Annotated in this window: 13 protein-coding genes; 2 read left to right on the top strand and 11 right to left on the bottom strand. The window is 65.5% G+C overall.

Going from position 1 to position 19,517, the window contains the following annotated elements; translation table 11 throughout:
* Window positions 1-32: 32 nt before the first annotated feature.
* Both AB8717_RS07170 and AB8717_RS07165 read right to left on the bottom strand, forming a co-directional pair.
* Window positions 33-1,814 carry a putative bifunctional diguanylate cyclase/phosphodiesterase gene (locus AB8717_RS07170; protein WP_443750346.1) on the bottom strand — a complete coding sequence of 594 codons (1,782 nt, stop codon included), beginning with the start codon at window positions 1,812-1,814 and terminating at the stop codon, window positions 33-35.
* A gap of 17 nt (window positions 1,815-1,831) precedes the next feature.
* Window positions 1,832-4,018: an ATP-binding protein gene (locus AB8717_RS07165; protein WP_443750345.1), complete on the bottom strand. Its 2,187-nt coding sequence runs from the start codon at window positions 4,016-4,018 to the stop codon at window positions 1,832-1,834.
* A gap of 275 nt (window positions 4,019-4,293) precedes the next feature.
* On the opposite strand from AB8717_RS07165, the gene AB8717_RS07160 reads away from it, so the two are divergent.
* Window positions 4,294-5,139, top strand: a complete 846-nt coding sequence (locus AB8717_RS07160) for a CHAD domain-containing protein (RefSeq protein WP_443750344.1) — start codon at window positions 4,294-4,296, stop codon at window positions 5,137-5,139.
* On the opposite strand, the gene AB8717_RS07155 is transcribed toward AB8717_RS07160, so the two are convergent.
* From AB8717_RS07155 to AB8717_RS07115, 9 genes are all read right to left on the bottom strand, one after another.
* Window positions 5,136-6,578, bottom strand: coding sequence for a vWA domain-containing protein (locus AB8717_RS07155; protein ID WP_443750343.1), 1,443 nt, complete (start codon window positions 6,576-6,578; stop codon window positions 5,136-5,138). The genes AB8717_RS07160 and AB8717_RS07155 overlap by 4 nt on opposite strands.
* 128 nt (window positions 6,579-6,706) lie before the next feature.
* Window positions 6,707-8,353, bottom strand: coding sequence for a sensor histidine kinase (locus AB8717_RS07150; protein WP_443750342.1), 1,647 nt, complete (start codon window positions 8,351-8,353; stop codon window positions 6,707-6,709).
* 98 nt (window positions 8,354-8,451) lie between these two features.
* A complete protein-coding gene (locus AB8717_RS07145) occupies window positions 8,452-10,131 on the bottom strand; it encodes a methyl-accepting chemotaxis protein (protein WP_443750341.1) in 1,680 nt (559 codons plus the stop codon).
* Between the two features lie 226 nt (window positions 10,132-10,357).
* The gene (locus AB8717_RS07140; protein ID WP_443750340.1) at window positions 10,358-11,581 is read right to left on the bottom strand and encodes a TetR family transcriptional regulator; all 1,224 of its coding nucleotides are present in this window, start codon (window positions 11,579-11,581) and stop codon (window positions 10,358-10,360) included.
* Between the two features lie 105 nt (window positions 11,582-11,686).
* Entirely contained in the window at window positions 11,687-12,100 is a 414-nt protein-coding gene (locus AB8717_RS07135) for a hypothetical protein (protein WP_443750339.1), read from the bottom strand.
* A gap of 109 nt (window positions 12,101-12,209) precedes the next feature.
* Window positions 12,210-14,252: an alpha-amylase family glycosyl hydrolase gene (locus AB8717_RS07130; RefSeq protein ID WP_443750338.1), complete on the bottom strand. Its 2,043-nt coding sequence runs from the start codon at window positions 14,250-14,252 to the stop codon at window positions 12,210-12,212.
* Window positions 14,253-14,388: 136 nt separating this feature from the next.
* A complete protein-coding gene (locus AB8717_RS07125) occupies window positions 14,389-14,751 on the bottom strand; it encodes a hypothetical protein (RefSeq protein ID WP_443750337.1) in 363 nt (120 codons plus the stop codon).
* A 56-nt stretch (window positions 14,752-14,807) separates the two neighbouring features.
* Entirely contained in the window at window positions 14,808-15,005 is a 198-nt protein-coding gene (locus AB8717_RS07120; RefSeq protein ID WP_443750336.1) for a hypothetical protein, read from the bottom strand.
* Window positions 15,006-15,171: 166 nt separating this feature from the next.
* Window positions 15,172-15,798: a response regulator gene (locus AB8717_RS07115; RefSeq protein ID WP_443750335.1), complete on the bottom strand. Its 627-nt coding sequence runs from the start codon at window positions 15,796-15,798 to the stop codon at window positions 15,172-15,174.
* 161 nt (window positions 15,799-15,959) lie between these two features.
* On the opposite strand from AB8717_RS07115, the gene AB8717_RS07110 reads away from it, so the two are divergent.
* Window positions 15,960-19,454 (top strand): EAL domain-containing protein, encoded by a 3,495-nt coding sequence (locus AB8717_RS07110; RefSeq protein ID WP_443750334.1) that lies wholly within the window; start codon window positions 15,960-15,962, stop codon window positions 19,452-19,454.
* The last annotated feature ends 63 nt before the right edge of the window (window positions 19,455-19,517 follow it).

The raw sequence follows: 19,517 nt of genomic DNA, 5'->3' as shown, positions 1-19,517 counted from the left end.
GGCCAACGACGATTGACGGCGCTCGAGCTGAATCAGGCCGCGTCGCTCTTCGACAGGATGTCGGCGGGACGCAGGCCGGTCGCCAGCATGGCCGGCACCGCCGCGGCTTCGACTGCCTGACTGAACAGGAAACCCTGAATGCCGGGGCAGCGTTCCGCCCGCAGACGCTCCAGTTGCTCCGTCGTTTCGACGCCTTCGGCCACGCAGTCGAGGTCCAGCGAGCGCGCCAGGTCCAGGATACTGTGCACGATGGCCGCCGTCGAATGGTCGCTGACCAGGTCGCGCACGAAGGAGCGGTCGATCTTGATGCGGTCGAGCGGAAAGCGCTTGAGATAGCCGAGCGACGACCAGCCCGTGCCGAAATCGTCGAGCGACAGTTTGACGCCCAGCGCCTTCAGCTCGCGCATGATGCGCATGGTGGTTTCGGTGTCGTCCAGCGTCAGGCTTTCGGTCAGTTCCAGTTCCAGCCACTCGGGCTTGAGACCCGACTGGTCCAGCGCCTCGCGCACCGTTCGCACGATATCGCCACGATAGAATTGCTGCGCCGACAGGTTCACGGCGACGCGGACCCGGGGCAGGCCCTGCTTTTGCCACAGGGCGTTCTGGCGGCAGGCGGTCATCAGCACCCAGCGGCCGACCTCGACCATCTTGCCGTGCTCTTCCAGCAACGGGATAAACAGGCCGGGCTGGATCAGGCCCTGCTGGGGATGGTTCCAGCGCAGAAGGGTCTCGAAGCCGGTAATGTCGGAACTGTCGGCAGCGACCTGCGGCTGGTAGTGCAGCACGAATTCGCCGCGCTCGCAGGCGCCGTGCAGGTCGTTAGACAGGACGTGCCAGCGTTCGGCGGCGACGCTGAGGTCGCGCGTGAACAGGCGGTAGCTGCCCCTGCCCTTCTTCTTGGCCTGGTACATGGCGGTATCGGCCGCCTGCAGCAGGGCCGCGGGATTGTCGCCGTCGCCGGGATAGAGCGCGATGCCGATGCTGGAGCCGATATGCAGGTCGTGGCGGCCGACCTTGGCCATGGGGCGAAAGGCTTCCAGGATGCGCTGCGCCAGGGCTTCGGCATCCTCGGGCTTTTCCAGGCCCGTGGCCGCCACCACGAATTCGTCGCCACCGAGACGCGCCGGCGTGTCGCTTTCGCGCAGGCAACTGCGCAGGCGCCTGGCGACCTCTTCCAGCAGGGCGTCGCCGACAAAGTGCCCGAGGCTGTCATTGATATGCTTGAAATGGTCGAGGTCGAGCAGCAAGAGGCCGACCTGGGTGCCGTCGCGGCGGGCGTGGGCGATGGCGTGGTTCAGCCGGTCCATCAGCAGGTTGCGGTTGGGCAGACCGGTCAGGGCGTCGTGCAGCGCCAGGTAACGGACCCGGGCCTCGGCCTCCGTACGGGTCACCACTTCCTCCTCCAGGCTGGCCTTCTGCGCCATCAGGTCCAGTTGCGCCTGGCGCAGGGCCAGGTGCGTCCGCACCCGCGCCATCAGTTCCTCGATCTGGAAGGGCTTGGAAACATAGTCGACGCCGCCGGCGGCAAACGCCTTGACCTTGCTGTCGACGTCGGTCAGCGCCGTCATGAAAATGACCGGGATATCGTGGCTGGCCGGGTCGGCCTTAAGGCGGCGGCAGGTTTCGAAGCCGTCCATGTCGGGCATCATGACATCGAGCAGCACCAGGTCGGGCCTGGCGAAGCGCACGCGGTCGAGCGCCTCGTGGCCGCCGAGGGCGACCAGCACTTCATAGCCGTGGACTTCGAGGTTATCGACCAGAACCCCCAGATTGACGGGATTGTCGTCGACGACAAGGATGCGCGGGTGGGACATGGGCGTACTCATTACTGTCAGGCGGCGGTCTTTTCTTCGGCGCCCTGCTCGATCAAGCGAAGCACGGCGGGAGATTGCCAAGCGGCCGCCAGAGCGTCCAGGCGGCTGGCGAATGGCGCATATTGCGGCCCGAGGGCCTCAATGGCGGGAACTTCCTTGCGGATGGCGCGCAGATTGCCTTCGCGCGCCAGGGCCAGCAGGCGGTCATAGACCTCGCCCTGCGGCACGACGACGGGCTTTGCTTCCGCTTCCCGGACGGCCGCCGAGGTTTCCAGCAGCCCGGTCATGACCTGGTGCAGGCGCTCGAGGTCGACCGGCTTGGCCAGCAGGCGGTCGGCGCCGGCGGCCAGCGCTTCGGCCTCGGCTTCCGGCGAAGGATTGGCGGTGATGGCGATCACCGGCACATGGCGGGTGGCGCGGGCACGAATGCGGCGGATGGCTTCGCTGCCGTCGAGCACCGGCATCTTAAGGTCCGTCAGGACGACGTCGGACGGCGCCGTGTCGAAGCTGGCGACGGCGTCCAGCCCGTTCCTGGCCGTGCGCACGCGGAAGCCGCGCGATTCCAGCGCCGCCTTCAGCAGGTCGACATTGGCCTTGCGGTCGTCGACGATCAGGACTTCGTAGCGGCCGCAATCCTGGGCCGGGGCCTGCGCGGTCTCATCGGCAGCGGCCAGCGGAAGGACCGCTTCTACGCGGAAGCGGCTGCCCTTGCCCAGTTCGCTCTCGACCGTGATGTCGCCGTCCATCATCTGGACGATCTTGTGCGTGATGCTGAGACCAAGGCCCGTACCGCCGCTTCGGTCGATCGAATTTCCGGACTGCTCGAACGGCCGGAAGATGCGGCCGATGTGCTCGGGCGCGATGCCGATGCCGGTGTCGATGATGTCGAAGCGCAGACGGGCCGCGCCCTCCTCCACGGCAACCGCCGAAACCGCCATGCGGACCGCGCCCGCCTGGGTGAACTTGATGGCGTTACCGAGCAGGTTGATCAACACCTGGCGCACGCGCTTCTGGTCGGCGACCACGCTGTGCGGCACGTCGCCGGCGACAGAGACCGTGAAGTCCAGGCCCTTTTCCTCGGCGCGCAGGCGGATCATCTGCGCCACGGTCTGCACACAGGCGCGGATGTCGAAGGTTTCCGGCAGCAGGTCCAGCTTGCCCGCCTCGACCTTGGCGATGTCGAGAATGTCGGTGATCATTGTCAGCAGGTGTTCGCCGCTGGAGTAGATGGTCTGGACCGCCGACGACTGCGGCGGCGTCAGGGCCGTGCCGTTCAGCAGTTGCGCGTAGCCGAGGATGGCGTTGAGCGGCGTGCGCAGCTCGTGGCTCATATTGGCCAGGAATTGCGACTTGGCGGCGCTGGCGTCCTCGGCGGCGATGCGGGCTTCGGCCAGCACGCGGGCCTCTTCGGCCTGGCGGCGCTGGCGGTCTTCGTAAGCGCGGCGCAGGCCGAGGAAACGCAGCACCAGGAAGGCGCCGGTCGCCACCAGCCAGGCACCGAGGATGATCAGGTACCACTGGGCCGTCGAGATCGAGACACCTTTGAAATCGATCTTCTGTACCGACACGGCCAGACGGCCCGGCGGTGTCAGGTCGCCCGAACCGAAGGCGAAAGAGATGACGTTGTCGAGCTTGGAAACGGCTTCGTCCGGCGGGATGCTGTGCTTCGAAATCCACCACTGTTCGGCCCTGAACTGGGTGGTGGCCAGATGAATTTCGTTCTGTCCCTGGGCGACATCGAAGATCGCGACCATCGGCATGGTCTCGCCCTTGTCCATCTTGGCCTTAAGCTCGGCCGGGGGAGCGCTCTGGATGGTCAGCTTCATGCGCGTACCCACGCCGTGATAGTTGAACCGGATCGTGATGTCCTTGTATTTGGACAGGTCGAGCCCCTTGCCCTTGTTGTCCTGGTCAAGCCACAGGCCGTAGCCGCAATAGAGGTACTGGGCCTTGCCCGGAATCAGGTCGCACGACCATTTCAACGGGGTGGTCGATTGCGTCAGGACCGAATTGCCGCCGTCATTCTTGTCGGTATAGGAATACGGATAGTACTTGCTGTCCTGCGAAGTGAACGCCAGCTCCTTGCTGGTGATGGCCTCCTGGCCCAGCACCGCGGCAAAGGTCAGGGCGATCAGCATGAAGATCGCCGCCTCGAATTTCAGGTTGGTGATATGGAGCCAGCCGGCGCCGCCCTTCGCATTCACAGGCAAGGGTTCCGAAACAGAAGACGTCGGGTACGTATTCAACCGTATTCTCTACTCAAGGCGACCGATGGCAAAAATACCGCCCCGGCCACAGCAATAAACTAAACGCACAATATTCCGAAATACTTATCAATATGTTTCCTATATTTTTGAAAATACTCTTTCCTTATTAGGGCTTTGCTAACCCTGTCGGCTCCTGAAAAACGGCGCGCGGCTTATTCGGGCGGCAGGCAAGCCGCATCGACTGGCGGGCCGGCGGCGGCTATAGTCGCATCATGACGAATCTCCACATCGCCCACAGGCCCCTGGCCGAAAGCGTGCGTCAGTTGATCCTGCGCGAGATGGACGACATGTGCTATCCGCCGCGCCCTGACCACGAAGTGCACGACCTCAGGGTATCGGGAAAGCGCATCCGCGCCTGGCTGCGGATCCTGCGCGACGCCATGGGTGAAGAGGCCTTTGCCCGCGAAAATGCCATGGTCCGCGACCTCGGGCGTCTGTTTTCCGGACGCCGCGACAGCCATGTGCTCATCCGCACGCTCGAAGCACTGGAAAAGGACGGCACGGCGCATTTCGCCCCCGCCGACACCGCGTCCTTGCGCGCTGCCCTCCAGGCCGAGGCCGCCTCTATCGAAACGGCCATGCCCATGCCTGATGCCCTGTCGCACGTGCGCGACGCCCTGTTCCCGGCGCGGCGCCGCCTGGAAGGCCTGACGCTCAGCCACGCCCACCCGAGGACCGCGTTCCGCCGTATATGGAAAAAAGCCAGCGCGGCCCACGCCGAGGCGTTGAAAACCCGCGATACGGAAGCGCTGCACGAATGGCGCAAGCAGGCCAAGTCCCTGCGCTACCAGCTCGAGGCGCTGAAGGACATCTGGCCGAAGCGGGTCTCACGCTGGAACAGGCAATTGAAGATGCAGGGCGACCTGCTGGGGCAGGACCACGACCTGTCGGTGCTGGCGGACAAGGTCACCGATGAGCAGCGCGCGGTCATTGCGTCGAAGCGCAAGGATATGCAGGACCAGGCTTTTGCCGCGGCGGCCGCCTTCTACCGCGCCCGTCCGAAAAAGCTGGCGCGTGCCCTGACCGCCCGCTGGAAGCGGTGGCGCAAGGCGGATTAGCCGGTGATCCGCACCTTGGTCAACTGACCGCCGATGGTCTTGAAGGCGGCGATCAGGTCGGCCGAGCTCTGGGCGTCGAAATAGTGCGCGGTATCGGTGGCGCAGTATTTCAGGTTGGCCAGCGATGTCGCGTCGGTCACGCCGAAGCCGATGGCGTAGATTTCGATATTCTTCGACTTGGCGTAGTCGCAGACCCGCTTCTGGTCGGAATAGGTGGTCGCGAGCTGCGTGGCGTTGGCCGTCGACACGCTGCCCGACGAGGTCGAATATTGCGTGTTGGCGCCGTCGGTCATCAGCACGATGGCCTTGCGCGGTTGCTTGTTCTTGCTGTCATAGGCCGCGCCTTCCTGGAAGGGCGCCGGCGGCGACAGCACGTTGACGCCCCAGATCAGGCCGCTCGGGATATAGGTTTCCGGCTTGTAGCTGCCGATGTTGACCACCAGCCCGTTGATGCCGGTGGTGATGACCGAACTGTCGTTGGTCAGCGGTACGATGGGATTCAGGCACGCCTGGCTGGTCCCCAGGAAGCCGACATAGGCCGTCGTGGGGTCGGGCATGACCAGCTTGCCCGACGACATCTGGTTATAGACGCAGCCGTACCACTTGTAATTGGTCGTCGTCGGCGTGGTGCAGCTCGTATACGGCGTGATATTCACCGTCGTACAGGTCTGCGCCACGATCCAGCAGCTGTAGGTATAGGGCACGCCGTCCTGGGTGCCGGTGCAGGTGCCCTTGGTGCCGCCGCTGCAGGTCGTCTGGGTCGATATGGTGGTGCAGGTCTTGGTCGAGGTCGTCGAATAGTCGGCCGGCACCGACATCCAGCTCTGGCTGCGATTGGCCGTGCCGACATTGACGTAGTTGGCGTACGGCACGATGGCCATCTTGACGTAGCTCTTGTTGGCCGTCGTCATGACCGACGAGACCAGCGACGCGGCGGCGGTCTTCAGCACCTGGATCTTGGTCTGGGACCCATCCAGCGCCTCGCTCATCGACCAGGTATTGTCGAGCACCAGGGCGACTTCCAGCGTTCCGTCCGCCGCCTTGATCGTACTGCTGTTGACCGTGTACGGCATGGAGGTGATGCCGACCAGTTGCAACAGATAGGGTTGGTAGGTGCCGCTCGCCGTCATGGCGAAGGTACGCGCCGTCGAATTGAAATTCATCGCCGTGATGGTCGCATTGACCTTCTTGGCGTCGACATTCTGCTTGAAGACCGTCAGGGCGATCGTCTTCTGCGTGTCGGTGTCGTTGGTCGACGAAATGGCCACGGCCAGCGCGGCTTCGTCGAGCGCGTCCTGGGCCTGGCGCTTCTGCCACAGCAGTTGCGAGAAATCGACGGCGCCGGCGACCGCGCTCAGCAGCGCGACCAGGGACAGGGCGAACACCATGGCGGTGTTGCCGCGTTTATCGGACGCGTACTTTCGGAACAGCAATCTCATCACCGGCCTGACAACCTTCGCAGAAAAGGATCGGCACGCGCCCCCACAAGGGACTGCCTTCAGGAAATCGATTACCACGACATCCTTAATCCATCTCTAAGCCGGAACTACGTTGTTTTATTACACTTTCATTGCCCGCCAAGGCGCGCCTCCGGCAGGATGAAGGTAAACGTCGTCCCCTCGCCCGGCACCGACGTGAAGTCGATGGCGCCGCCGACAAGGCCGAGGAACTTGCGGCAGGTCGACAGACCGATGCCGTTGCCGGGGAATTCGTCACGCGTATGGAGGCGCCGGAAGATGGCGAAGACCTCGTCGCGGTAGCGCTCGTCTATGCCGATGCCGTTGTCGCGGACCTCGAAGCGCCAGGCCTTGTCACCCTCCTCCGCCGAAACCGCGATCTCCGGCGCCCGCGCGCCGGTCTGGAACTTGAGCGCATTGCCGACAAGGTTCTGGAACAACAGGCGGACAAGGGTCGGATTGGTGCGGAAGGCCGGCAGGCCCGAAAAGGTCACCCTGGCGTTTAATCGCTCGATTTCGGGCGCCAGTTCGAGCAGCACGTCCTTCAGGATGGCCTCGCTGTCGACCGGATAGAACTCGACCGGATCGCGGCCGACCCGCGAGAAGCGTAGGATGTCGCTGATCATGGTCTTCATGACGCGGGAATTGCGCACGATGAAATCGACGTGCCGGCGGTCGGCCTCGTCCAGCCGTTCGCCCGCGTCCTCCATCAGCATCTCGGCATACAGGCTCATCATGCGCACGGGTTCCTGCATGTCGTGCGAACAGATATAGGCGAAGCGCTCAAGCTCCTCGTTCGACTGCCTGAGGCTGTCGTTGAGCTGCATGACCTCTTCGCGCTGGGTGTAGAGGTCGTACCAGACCAGGGCCATGATCGCGAGCACGGTCAGCGCCGCGGCCCCGGCCAGTGTGGCCCACAGGGTCAGGCGCGCAGCGGCGATCCGCCGGGCCAGCAGCCGTTCCAGCTGGTTGACGCCGACGACCCAGAGGCTGTCGGTCGCGCCGCGCACCTCGCGCACCATGCCCCTCGCACGCGCGGGCATGTCCTTGTCGCCCAGTCCTACAGACGCGCCTTCGGCCGCTTCGGCATAGCGCTGGATGCTGTCGGACAGGCGCACCAGCGGCACCGCCGTCGCCACCTGCACGCTGCCGTCGGCGCCGTGGGACGCGTCGGCGACCGACGCGGTCACCGTCTGCAGCGCGTCGCGCAATGCTCCGGCGCCGAAGGTGAGCGCACCCTGCCCGTGCGCACTCTGCGGGTCCCGTCCGAATGCCTGCTCCAGCCCCGCGCTGCGGCCGCTCAAGGCCGGCAGGTTGGTCACGACCAGTTCCATGAGATAATAGGAGTCCGGCCGCGGATCGAGCGTCAGGCCCGTATCGTCGGCGATCTGGTCGAGGAAGGTCCGGGCGTGAGCGCAGGTCTCGGACTGGACCGGAGTGCGCGCCAGCTCGACTTCGAGCGCCTGCCCCATGGCGTCCAGGCGCGGACGCGGCTTCACGCCGGTCCCGAAGGGCACGGCGTTCCAGGCGGTGGCCGATTGCCGCGCATCGCAGGCCGACACCATGGCCCAGGCCCGGCGCAGATAGGCCGTGCCCGTCAGTTCCTTTTTCGCGACGGCGATGTCATGGACGCAGAAATTGACCGCCACCGCCGACAGCAGGAAGACCGGCAGCAAGATCGCCGCGGCGACCAGCACCAGCTTGCGGTGACGGCGAAGGGCCGCGCGCAGGGCGTGATAAGTCGAGGTGAGGCTCATGCCATTCCTTTTACGCGGATTCCACCCGGCCCATACAGCCAATAATAGTCCAGCGGCGATCGCATGACCGCCGCTGGCAAGGAGGCAACACTTTCGCTTTACGCGGCCCTGACCTGGCTGAGGAAGGCGTGAACCTGGGTGCGCAGGTTCGACGCCTGGGACGCCAACTCCGACGACGCGCTCAGCACCTGCGACGCGCCGGCTCCGGTTTCGTCGGCCATGCGGGCGACATTGGTGATGCTGGCCGTGACCTCGGTCGTGCCGACCGACGCCTGGTTGACGGCAACGACGATCTCCTTGGTGGCGCTGCCCTGCTGTTCGACGGCGGCGGCGATGGTCGCCGACGACTCGTTGATCGAGCGGATGATGCCGGTGATGCTCTGGATGGCCGCCACGGCCTGGGTCGTCGTCGTCTGGATTTCCGAGATCTGGGCATTGATCTCGGTCGTCGCCTTGGCGGTCTGGCTGGCCAGCGCCTTGACCTCGGCGGCCACGACCGCGAAGCCCTTGCCCGCCTCGCCGGCCCGGGCCGACTCGATGGTGGCGTTGAGCGCCAGCAGGTTGGTCTGCGACGCGATGCCCGAAATCATGTCGACAATGCTGGTGATGCGGTTGGCCGCATCCGACAGCTGATGGACGACGGCGGCGGTGGTGTCCGCCTCGGTCGCCGCTTCACGCGCCTTGTCGAGCGAGATTTCGACCTGGCGGCCGATTTCGCCGACCGACGCCCCCAGTTCCTCGGCGGCCCCCGCCACGGAGGTAACATTGGTGCCCGCTTCCTCTGCGGCGGCCGACACCGAGGTGGCCTGCGACGCCGATTCCTGGGCGGACGACGTCAGTTGCGACGCCGTGGCCTGCATTTCAGTCGCGGCCGAGGACACCATTTCGACGATGCCGCCGACGGCGTTTTCGAACTGGTCGGCCAGGCTGAGCATGGTCTGCTTGCGCTCGACCTCGGCCATTTCCCGCGCCTCGGCCGCTTCGGCCTCCAGCGCGATATTGCGGATCATGCCTTCGCGGAAGACATCGACCGCCGCCGACATCTCGCCGATTTCCGAGCGTTCGCCCTTGTTCGGGATGGTGATCGAGGTGTCGCCCTTGGCCAGGATACGCATGACATCGGCCATGCGCCGGATCGGCATGGAGACGGTGCGGATCATCAGGGCGCCGATACCGAGGCAGATCAGGGCGGTCGCCACGATGGCGGCGATAATCAGGGTGGCGGCGTTACGGCCGAGCTTCATGCCGGCGTCGGCGACCTTGTTGCCCTGGGCGACCTGGTATTCGCGATCCTTGTGGATGGCCGTGCGGAGGCTGTCGACCAGGGGCTGCATGGCGCCGAAATAGGTATCGGTGGCGCCGGCCACGTCGTTGGCCTCGACCTTCTGCATGAAAGGCACGGACTGCTCCATATAGGTGTCGAGGCTGGACTTGATGGCGTCGGCCAGCACGCGTTCTTCCGCCGAGTCGACCGTGGCATTGTAATTGGCGTAGTCCTTCCGGATGTCTTCGCCGGTCTTGTCGAGCTTGGCGGCCATGGCTTCGCGCTTGTCGCCGGCCAGCAGCAGGACCTGGCCCTGGCGCGAGCGGTAGAGCTCGAAATCCTGCGACAGGTCGCCGAGATAGTTGGCGGCGGGCAGCCAGTTGGTCGATACGTCATGAGCGGCGGCATTGACCGCTTCGAGCCGCGTTATGGAGAAGAGTCCAAGACCCAGCGTGCTGGCCAGGACGATAGACAGGGCCGCGATGACGCGTGCCCGAACAGATAGATTTTTCACCGCAAAAGCCCCTGTAAACGCGTAACACCTGCGTGGCTGACGCACGGGAAAGTTGTCAGAAGATACCTAACGGGGTGTTAATTTTATACACCTGTTCGAGCGCCTCAACCATAGGGGCGGCAATGAAATCGTTGGATACATCCTTTCACGCGAAATCGACGAACGAATGTTCGGGGCCGCGGGACGGACATTCGCCGTGGCGGGCATACACGAAAATTTGCTCAATCTATTGAAGGGCTTCCAAGGTATCGAAGACCAATTGCAGGGCCTTGCGGGTAGCTATTTCCGCTCCCTGCCAGGCGTCGCGGTTGGCGCAGCCGGAGGCGCTGAGCACCACGGCCTGCACGCCCAGGCGGTCAAATGGCACCGGTTCCATTTCCGCGATCATGGTGTTGCTCAAAAAGAAACCCCGCAACGCGCGAAAGTCGGCGGCGGCGGCAAACCAGTCCGGATCGCGCACAGCGCTCAGCGCGATGCCGAAGCCGGCCCGGGCGATCTCGAACCCCTGGAGGCGCCGCAGGGACGGTAGTGCCTGTGCAACCTCCGTCGCGGCGTAGATCGCCGTGCCGTCACGCTGTATCCGGGTCTGCTCGCCGGGGATCAGCCGCGCAAGGCCCGCCCGGACGAGGTCCGGCTGGGTCGGGAAATGATAGGCCACGGTCGAGGCCGCCGCTCCAGCCTTCTGGCCGACAGAGCGGTGCGTCAGGCCCGATATGCCGTTTTCGGAGATCAGGTCGGCGCAGGCCTGGACGATCTCGTCCTGGCCACGATCGTAATCGCGGCCTTCGCGCGTCGCCGCATAACCGGCTTCATCGCGCATGTTTTCGAAATTGACGTCGAACAGCGCCTGGTCGCCGGCCTCGCGGCTGGCCGGCAACAGGCCGCCCATCAGCCGGCCGATGCACAGCCGGCGCATCCAGCGATAGCTTTCGAGCCGGTCCAGGGCCAGGGAATAGGCGCACTCGTCGACCAGGAAGCCGTCGATCAGCCCGGCCAGGTCGAAGGCCGGCCGCTGCGCCATGTGCGCCACAAGCCAGGCACAGAACTGCCGGCGGCGCTCGACCCATGCGGCCAGGGCCTCGGACTCAGGCACGCTGCTCACATTGAACAGGAGTTCGGAATACAACAGGGTATGGCTGCGGTGTCCGGTCGTCAGGTCGACCAGGACCTGCTCCAGAACGTGGGCAGCCAGGCCCGCCGAAATCGCAGGCGAAGGCCCCAGCTTCCGGCGCCAGTCGTCGAAATAACGGGCCTCGGCATCGCCGGCGCCGCGAATCACGGTCTCGAGAATCTGTTCCTTCTGGCCGAACTGGTAGGATACGACCGACACGGTCGTCCCCAGCCTGGCCGCCAGGGGCCGCAGGGTCAGTCCACCAATCCCCGATTCAGCAACGAGTTCCAGCGCGGCGGACGCCAAATCTTCCGGCCGCAGGGTTTTCCGGATAGCCATGTTTGAAAATATAATCGCTTGAAAATAACGAGCTTATATCAAGCGTTACGTGGATAGCAATGCCCGGATTCGTGCTGCAATGCGGTATCCTTATCCCTGGCGATCCTAGCCGTGCGAAGCCCCGGCCTTGACCGGCACCTCTTCCGCCAGCCAGGTTTCGGCCGTCTCGATCGTGGCGAAGGTCCGCGCTTCGACATTCGGCAGGACCCTCGTGAAGGTGTCGGCCCGGGCAATACGGACGGGATCCTCGGTCACGATGGCGACCTTCAGCGTCCGCACCCGCCCGGCCAGCCGGGGCCACTGCTCGGCCATCGCCGCGAAGTCGTCGAACTGCAGGACGTTGATGAACTGCCGGATATCGTACAGGCGATTGTAACGCCAGGGCTCGGTCAGCGAAGCATAGGTCCGCTCGGTGATGTCGAGCAGTTCCTTGCCGTATGCGACGCCCTGGATCTTGAAGAGGACAAAGTGGGATTCCGGATGAATCTCCACGGAGATCGCGTTACGCCGACTGGTCATGATCGCCTCGTCTGCCGTTAAAGGCGTATAATACTCCAATTCTTGCAATCTTGGTACAAATTTACTTGAGCAGCGGCGCGGCGTTACCGCCGCGCCGTTGGACCAGGCCTTACGGCGTGGACAGAACCACCACGCCCTGGGCCGGAACCGTGACGCTTAGCCGCCCCGAAGCGTTGCTGGTGGCAGCACCGCCGGCCGCCGGGAACAGTTGCGTGAAGCTGGTCGACGCCAGCCCGGTATCGGCCGAAAGCATCGCCGAGGCCTGGGTCAGGTTGATCAGCACCACCGCCGTATGGCCGCTGTCCTGGCGCAGGAAGATCAGGCTGCCGTCCCCGGCATGCGACAGCAGGGTGAGCGTTCCCGACTGCAGCACCGGATTGCTGGCGCGCGCCGCCAGCAGCGCCGTGTACCAGCTTTGCAACGAGCCCGTCACGCCGGCTTCGGCCGCCACATTCTGCGTGGTGAAGTTGGCCGCCAGGCCGCGATAGGGCGTGCCCGTCGTGAAACCGGCGGTCAGCGCCGTATTGCTCCAGCTCATCGGGGCGCGCACGCCGGAATCGCCGCCGTCGCTGTTATTGCCCATGCCCACCTCTTCGCCGTAATAGATGAACGGCGTGTCCGAGGCCAGAAGCTCGATGGCGGCCGCGATACGATAGTCGCCCTCGCCGTGGCCGCTCAGTTCGGAATACGGCCGGGCGCCGGCGCCGCTGTCGTGGTTCGACATGAAGAGCGGCAGGCTGGCCCGGTCGGCCTCGGTCAGGTAGCCGACCATGCCGGCGGTAAGCGCGCCCGAGGTCGCCGAGGTCTTGATATCGCCCTGGTGGCCGAAGGCGAAGCTGTGGCCGCATGACGCCGCGTAGGCCGACACATTGTCCCAGGCTTCGCAGACCATGTAGCGGTTGGCATAGGTCTCAATCACCGCGCGCGCCTGGGCCAGCAAGGTCTGGTTCTGCGGCTGGTCGTACCAGGCTGTGGGGCCGTTTTCGATCAGCGATGTCGCCGCGTCGAAGCGGAAACCGTCGACGCCGCGGTTCAGCCAGAAGCGCAGATTGTCCATGTGATAGGCGACGACCGACGCATTGCGCAGGTTCCAGTCGGGCATGGAGTCGGCGAAGATGCCGTAATAATAGCCGCTTTCCGACACGTGCCACGACGCCGCCCCGCCGTAGCCGGTCCAGCCTGGATCGGTGGCGTTCCACAGGTACCAGTCACGCTTCGCATTGCTCGTCGACGATACGGCGTCGAGGAAGACAGGGTTTTGCGCCGCCGAATGGTTCATGACATAGTCGAGCACGATGCCGATGCCGATGCCGCGCGCGTGCGCCTGGGTGACCAGGTCGTCAAAATCGGCCATCGTGCCGTAATCGGGCTCGATAGCGCGATAGTCGGCGACCGCATAGCCGTGGTCGTGATCCTGGCTCTTGTAGATCGGCATAAGCCACAGACCGGTGACGCCCAGCGACTTCAGGTAGTCGAGCTTGGACGTCAGGCCCTTGATGTCGCCCTTGCCGTCGCCGTCGCTGTCCTTGAACGAGCGCACGAAGATTTCCATGAACTGGCCGCGCTTGTTCCAGTTGGCCGGCAGGGCCGAGGCTGTCGACCCGACCGTGACGGCCGACAGGTCGAGGCTGTCCGACTGGTGGCCGACGCGGGAAAACGCCGCGTCGGCGTCGGCCTGGCTGGCGTAGACGGTGCCGGTATCCTGCACCACCCAGACATCGCTGCCGAAGGTGGCGCGCGTGACCGACAGGTCCAGCATCGGGCTCTTGGCGTCGCCCTTGTGCACGATGAAGTCGAGCCTGGCCGACGCATCCGTCAGCGGAATGACCGCCGTATCCCATCCGCCGGTCACACCGTCGAAGGCGTGCGGCGATGTCCACGTGGTCGCCACCGAGGTAGCGATGGCCGGATGGGCGGCATCGTCGTTCCACAGGTGCAGGCCCCAGCCGGTATAGTCGCCGTCGAGCCGCTTGTAATGGATGGTCAGGGTCAGGGCGGATGCCGACGAAGATGACGAAGACGAGGACGACGAGCCGCCGAAGGACGAGCCCCCTCCTCCCCCGCCACCGCAGGCGCCGACGGCCAGGGCCGCGCCCAGGCTCAGGACAACAGAAATCCGGCGCAGCCGGACGGCCGCGTGAGATGCGTGCATAATGATAACTCCCCGTCGCGCGGCCCTTTGGGCGCGTCTATGTGCTTGGGGAGAGCTGTACCATCATGTGGGCACGGCCGGAATTTGAATACGTATTCCGGCAACCGTCGGGGGAATTGTCCTTCGTCCGCTAAAACTAAGCCGCTGTCACAAACAGGCGGCGGGACCGGGCTTTCAGGGCAGCCGGATCGTCAGCGGACGCCGCGGGCTTCAGGCTTTGACGGGGCTTGAGACGCACGACCGGAGCCGCCGAACGGACGGCGTGCGCGACACGCGGCTGGGCGACGAAGGTCCTGGCCGGTGCGGCTGCCCGGTGCGGAACCGCCATGCGCGGCAAAGACAGGATGATCAGCAGGCCACCCAGCCCGCCGGCGGCATAGGCGTAGATACGGACCATGGTGACCAGGGTGGAGGCCTGGTCGAGATAGGATGTGGAGCAGGCGGCGACAATGGCCGTCAACCACAGGATACATGCAAAACTTCTGGCAAACGCAGTCATGGCGTTCCTCTTCTGAGGTTATGCCCAACGCTACTGTCAAAGATGTGAATAAGTGACTAAACCGCGCGCGATCGTTTCACGGTCTTCATGGGCTTGGCTGCGGGTTCGAAGTCGATCAGCCCGTTGACCGGCTTCGGCTTGGACAACCCCATTCCGACGGCCATGACAAGCGCGATCGGCACATAGAGCACGATGCCCGCTACGATAAGGGTCGCGGAGAAAACGAACGCCCGCGCGCGCTGAAATACTAACACGTTACTATCCCTGCTCCGGCGACATGGCCGGTCTTTTTCTTATGATAGTAATATGCGCCCGTTTTGTTGGAATTAAAGCGGTTTCGCGGCGCGAATGACACACGCGGCTACACATTCGCTTGAAAGGCGGCAATTGTCCGCTTACGGAACAATCAGGTTTAGAAATTCACCCGACCAGCTTGCGCGCGCGCGCCAGGTCGTGGCGCAGGCGCTCGATATCGCTCCGCAGATGCCCGACCTCGCCAACTGGGGCCTCGCCAGCCGGGGCCTGGCCGACCGTGGCCGGCATGCCGGCCAGGCGTTCCAGCCGCGTTTCGGCCGTCGACAGGATTTCGTCCTGGACGGCGACCTTGCGCCGCAGGGCATTGACCGTCTTGCGCGTAAAGGCCTCGTCGCGGCTGGCGCGCAGCACGTAGGACAGCTGGTGCGACACCAGGCGCCAGTTCAGCGGCTTGACGACGAACGAGGTCGCGCCGGCGGCGTAGGCGCGGTCGACCGCGTCCATGTCCTCGCGGCCGGTGGCGATGACCAGCGGCAGGTGTTTCAGGCGTTCGTCGGCGCGGATCAGGCCGATCAGTTCGAAACCGTCCATGACCGGCATGTCGAGGTCGATCAGCGCAATGTCGAAATCCCCACGCGACAGGCGATGCCAGGCCTCGTCGCCGTCGGCGGCGACCTCGACCTCGACCTTGGGCGTGGCCAGGTTGGCGGCGGCGAATTCGCGCAAAATCGGATCGTCGTCCACGACCAGCAGACGGGCGTTCTCAAAGTGAACGAAATGGTCTTTCGGCATGGTGTCCGAACTGCTCCCTGTACGCGGCGGAGGATCGTCCTCCGGACTTTCTCGTTATCGCCCCGCCCTTGGATTTATCAGGAAGTTTTTAACATGTGATTATTAGCAATAGAGAGAATCCCATCCATGCGCGCTAGGCTTGAGTCTCAATGGCGAAAAAGGTGACAAAAGACCGCCAGGACAGCGGCGCCGAGCGCAAGACGCCCCGTAAGACCGCGTCGATCCGCCGCCGCCTCAGCGGCCTGGTGCTCGGTTCGGTCATGCTCTCGACCATCCCCGTCGCCACCCTGTTCATCGTGCGCGAGACCGCGCGCCAGGCCGAGACGCGCTGGGCGTCGATGAGCACCGTCGCCAACCTGCTGGCCGGCAACGCCGTCGAAGCCGCTGAAGCGAACAACCAGGCCCAGGCCTTCGCCGTCCTGCGCGCCGTGACACATACACCTGGCGTCGCCTACGCCCGCATCCAGAACGCGAAGGGCCAGACCCTGGCGGAAACCGGCGCGGGCGCGCGGTTGTCCAACGACCTGACGCTCTATACCAACGCGCCGCGCGCCGGCATTCGCGACCTGGTGCTGACACGCACCATCCGCGTCGTGGCGCCGATCCAGGTCGGCCAGCACCGCCTGGGCCAGGTCGTGATCGTCCATACGTCCGAGGGCTTCGGCGCCACCCTGCTGCAGGCCCTGTCCGGCATCTTCCTGCTGGCCGGCGGCGCCCTGGCCTTTACGCTGTGGCTGGCCCGGCGCCTGCAATACAGCATGACCGCGCCCCTGGCCGACCTGACGCGCTCGGTCAAGGCCATCGCCGCCGAAGGCGACTTCTCGCGCCGCGTCGAGACCCGGTCCGAGGACGAGGTCGGCACCCTGGTCACCGGCTTCAACGCCATGCTCGACGCGATCGCCGAGCGCGACCGCGAGATCGCCGCCCACATGAAGGGCCTGGAGGCTGAGGTCGCCGCCCGCACCCGGGACTATCTGGCGGCGCGGGACGAAGCCCAATCGGCCAACCGCGCCAAGTCCGACTTCCTGGCGACCATGAGCCACGAAATCCGCACGCCGATGAACGGCGTCATGGTCATGGCCGAACTGCTGGCGGCCGAAGGCCTTCCGGCCAAGGCGCGGCGCTATGCCTCGACCATCGCCCGGTCCGGCCGCAACCTGCTGGCCGTGATCAACGACATCCTCGACTTTTCCAAGATCGAGGCCGGCAAGCTTGAGGTCGAGACCTGCGAGGTCGACATCCTCGACCTGGTCGACGACACTTTGAGCCTGTTCAAGGCCAAGGCGCGCGAAAAGGGCCTGGAGCTGATCGCGCTTACCGACCCCGACGCGCCACGCATCGTCCCCGCCGACCCCGTTCGCCTGGGCCAGGTCGTGTCCAACCTGGTGTCGAACGCCCTGAAATTCACCGAAACCGGCCATGTCTGCGTCTATGTCACCGCCGACAGCAAGCCGGGCTTCTGGCGGCTGGTCGTCGAAGACACCGGCATCGGCATTGCCAGGTCCAAGCTGAAATCGATCTTCACCGCCTTCGAACAGGAAGACCAGACGACGACGCGCCGTTTCGGCGGCACGGGCCTCGGCCTGTCGATCGCAAAGCGCCTGGCCGAAGCCATGGGCGGCGCCATCGCCGTCACCAGCGAACAGGCCCCCAGCCAAAACCACGGCACACAGTTCCATGTCCGGCTTCCCGCCGAACCTCAGGCCGCATCGGCCGCGCCGCCCTGGGCCGGACGCGGCACGGCCTCGGTCCGCATCGAGGCCGCGCTCGAACGCCGCGCCGTCGCCGACCGCCTGACCGCGGCCGGGATTACCCTTGTGGACGGCGATGCCGACCTGGTCATCGCCGACGCCGCCAACCGCAAGGGCGTCGCGCCACAGGTTCTGGTACTGGCCGTCGAGCCCGAGGACGGCGAAGGCGATGCGCTGGCCGCCGCCGGCCGCGCCGCCTGCGCCCTGCCCCGCCCGCTGCGCCATCGTGACATCGATGCCCTGGTGTGCGGGCTACGCGACGGCACCGGCTTCGCCGTCCGTGACAGCGAAGCCGCCCGCGATGCGATCGACGCCCTCTATCCCGAGGCCCGCGTGCTGGTCGTCGACGACAGCGAGGTCAATCGCGAAGTGGCGCTGGAAGCGCTGCTGCGCTTCGGCGTCCGCGGCGAAACCGCCAATGACGGCCAGGCCGCGCTGAACATCATCGGAGCCCGGTCCTTCGACCTGATCCTGATGGACGGCTCGATGCCCGTCATGGACGGCTATGAAGCGACGCGCGTTCTGCGGGACAGGGAAGCCGGGACGCTCCGCCTGCCCGTCGTCGCCCTGACCGCCCATGTGGTAGGCGCCGCCGCCGAAGCCTGGCGCGACGCCGGGATGGACGACGTGCTGCACAAGCCCTTCACCGTCGCCGACCTCGGCCGCGTCCTGAAAGCCTGGCTCCCCTCCGGGCTGGCCCAGGCGCCGGCGGCCCAGGCCGCGGACGTCCCCGCCCAGCCGGTTGCCATCCCGGTCGCCATGCCGGGTGCCATGCCGGCCGGAAGCCCGCTGTTCGACATGGAGGTCGCCGGTCCCCTGTTCGCGCGCGGCGACGCCTTCCTTGACCGCGTGCTCGACCTCTACCGCCGCCATGCACCGGAAGCGCTGGCCAACCTGGTGGCGGCGCACGGCGCACGCGACGACGAAGGCGTGGCCCGCGCCGCCCATGCGCTCAAGTCGATGAGCCTGAACCTTGGCGCTCGCGCCGTCGCCGAAGCTTCCGCCGCCATCGAACACACGATCCGCGAGGCCGGCGGCAAGGCGACGGCCGACGACCTGGCCGGCTTGCACGCGGCGCTGCAAGGCACGCTGACGGCGCTGCCCGGCAAGGACATCGCCTCCCCCGCCGCAAAGACGCCGGCGGCCGACGGCCTTGCCGCCGAGCTGGAGGCCGACATCGACGCCGGCGCCTTCGAGATGGTCTATCAGCCGATCTTCGACCGCGCCGGACAGCAGATCGTTTCCGCCGAGGCCCTGGTCCGCTGGCGCCGCGACGGCCGCGCGCCCATCGGTCCCGACGTCTTCGTGCCCCTGGCCGAACGCAGCGGCCTGATCGGCAAGCTGGGCGCCCATGTGCGCCGGACCGTGCTGGCCGAAACCATGGGCTGGTCGATTCCCGTGGCGGTCAACGTCTCGCCGATCGAACTGGAAGACACGCACTTCGTGTCGGACATCCGCCGCCTCCTGTCGGAAACCGGCTATCCGCCCAGCCGGCTGGTGCTGGAGATGACCGAGACGGCCTTCATGAACGATCCCGGCCGCGTGTCGCAGGTGTTCGACGACATCCATGCCATGGGCGTCAAGCTGGCCCTCGACGACTTCGGAGCCGGCTATTCCAGTCTCACGGCGCTGCATCGCTTCGCCTTCGACAAGGTCAAGATCGACAAGGTCTTCGTCACCGCGCTCGATGGCGAACCCAAGCCGGCGCTGGAAGCCCTGGCCATCATCCAGGCGGTCACCGGCCTTGGCCGCGCCTTCGGCATGCAGGTCGTGGCCGAGGGGATCGAGACCGAGAGCCAGCACAAGCACCTGAAGGCCGCCGGCGTCCATGCCCTCCAGGGCTACCTGTTCGGCCGCCCCGTCCCGGCCTCCGAATTTTCGGCCAGCGTCCGGGCCGCGGCCTGATATTACCGCCGGGCGGAAGCCGAAAAATAGGCGCCGGGGGTTATTGACTTCGCCATGGACCGG

Origin of the sequence: Asticcacaulis solisilvae (assembly GCF_052327315.1) — a bacterium.
GTDB lineage: Bacteria > Pseudomonadota > Alphaproteobacteria > Caulobacterales > Caulobacteraceae > Asticcacaulis > Asticcacaulis solisilvae_B.
This window is presented reverse-complemented; position numbering and strand designations above follow the sequence as displayed.

What these genes read in the sequence shown, in the direction of transcription:
- AB8717_RS07140 (WP_443750340.1), bottom strand. Translation starts at nt 11,581, where the DNA reads ATGGCTATCCGGAAAACCCTGCGGCCGGAAGATTTGGCGTCCGCCGCG.
- AB8717_RS07160 (WP_443750344.1), top strand. Translation starts at nt 4,294, where the DNA reads ATGACGAATCTCCACATCGCCCACAGGCCCCTGGCCGAAAGCGTGCGT.
- AB8717_RS07135 (WP_443750339.1), bottom strand. Translation starts at nt 12,100, where the DNA reads ATGACCAGTCGGCGTAACGCGATCTCCGTGGAGATTCATCCGGAATCC.
- AB8717_RS07130 (WP_443750338.1), bottom strand. Translation starts at nt 14,252, where the DNA reads ATGCACGCATCTCACGCGGCCGTCCGGCTGCGCCGGATTTCTGTTGTC.
- AB8717_RS07170 (WP_443750346.1), bottom strand. Translation starts at nt 1,814, where the DNA reads ATGTCCCACCCGCGCATCCTTGTCGTCGACGACAATCCCGTCAATCTG.
- AB8717_RS07115 (WP_443750335.1), bottom strand. Translation starts at nt 15,798, where the DNA reads ATGCCGAAAGACCATTTCGTTCACTTTGAGAACGCCCGTCTGCTGGTC.
- AB8717_RS07155 (WP_443750343.1), bottom strand. Translation starts at nt 6,578, where the DNA reads ATGAGATTGCTGTTCCGAAAGTACGCGTCCGATAAACGCGGCAACACC.
- AB8717_RS07150 (WP_443750342.1), bottom strand. Translation starts at nt 8,353, where the DNA reads ATGAGCCTCACCTCGACTTATCACGCCCTGCGCGCGGCCCTTCGCCGT.
- AB8717_RS07125 (WP_443750337.1), bottom strand. Translation starts at nt 14,751, where the DNA reads ATGACTGCGTTTGCCAGAAGTTTTGCATGTATCCTGTGGTTGACGGCC.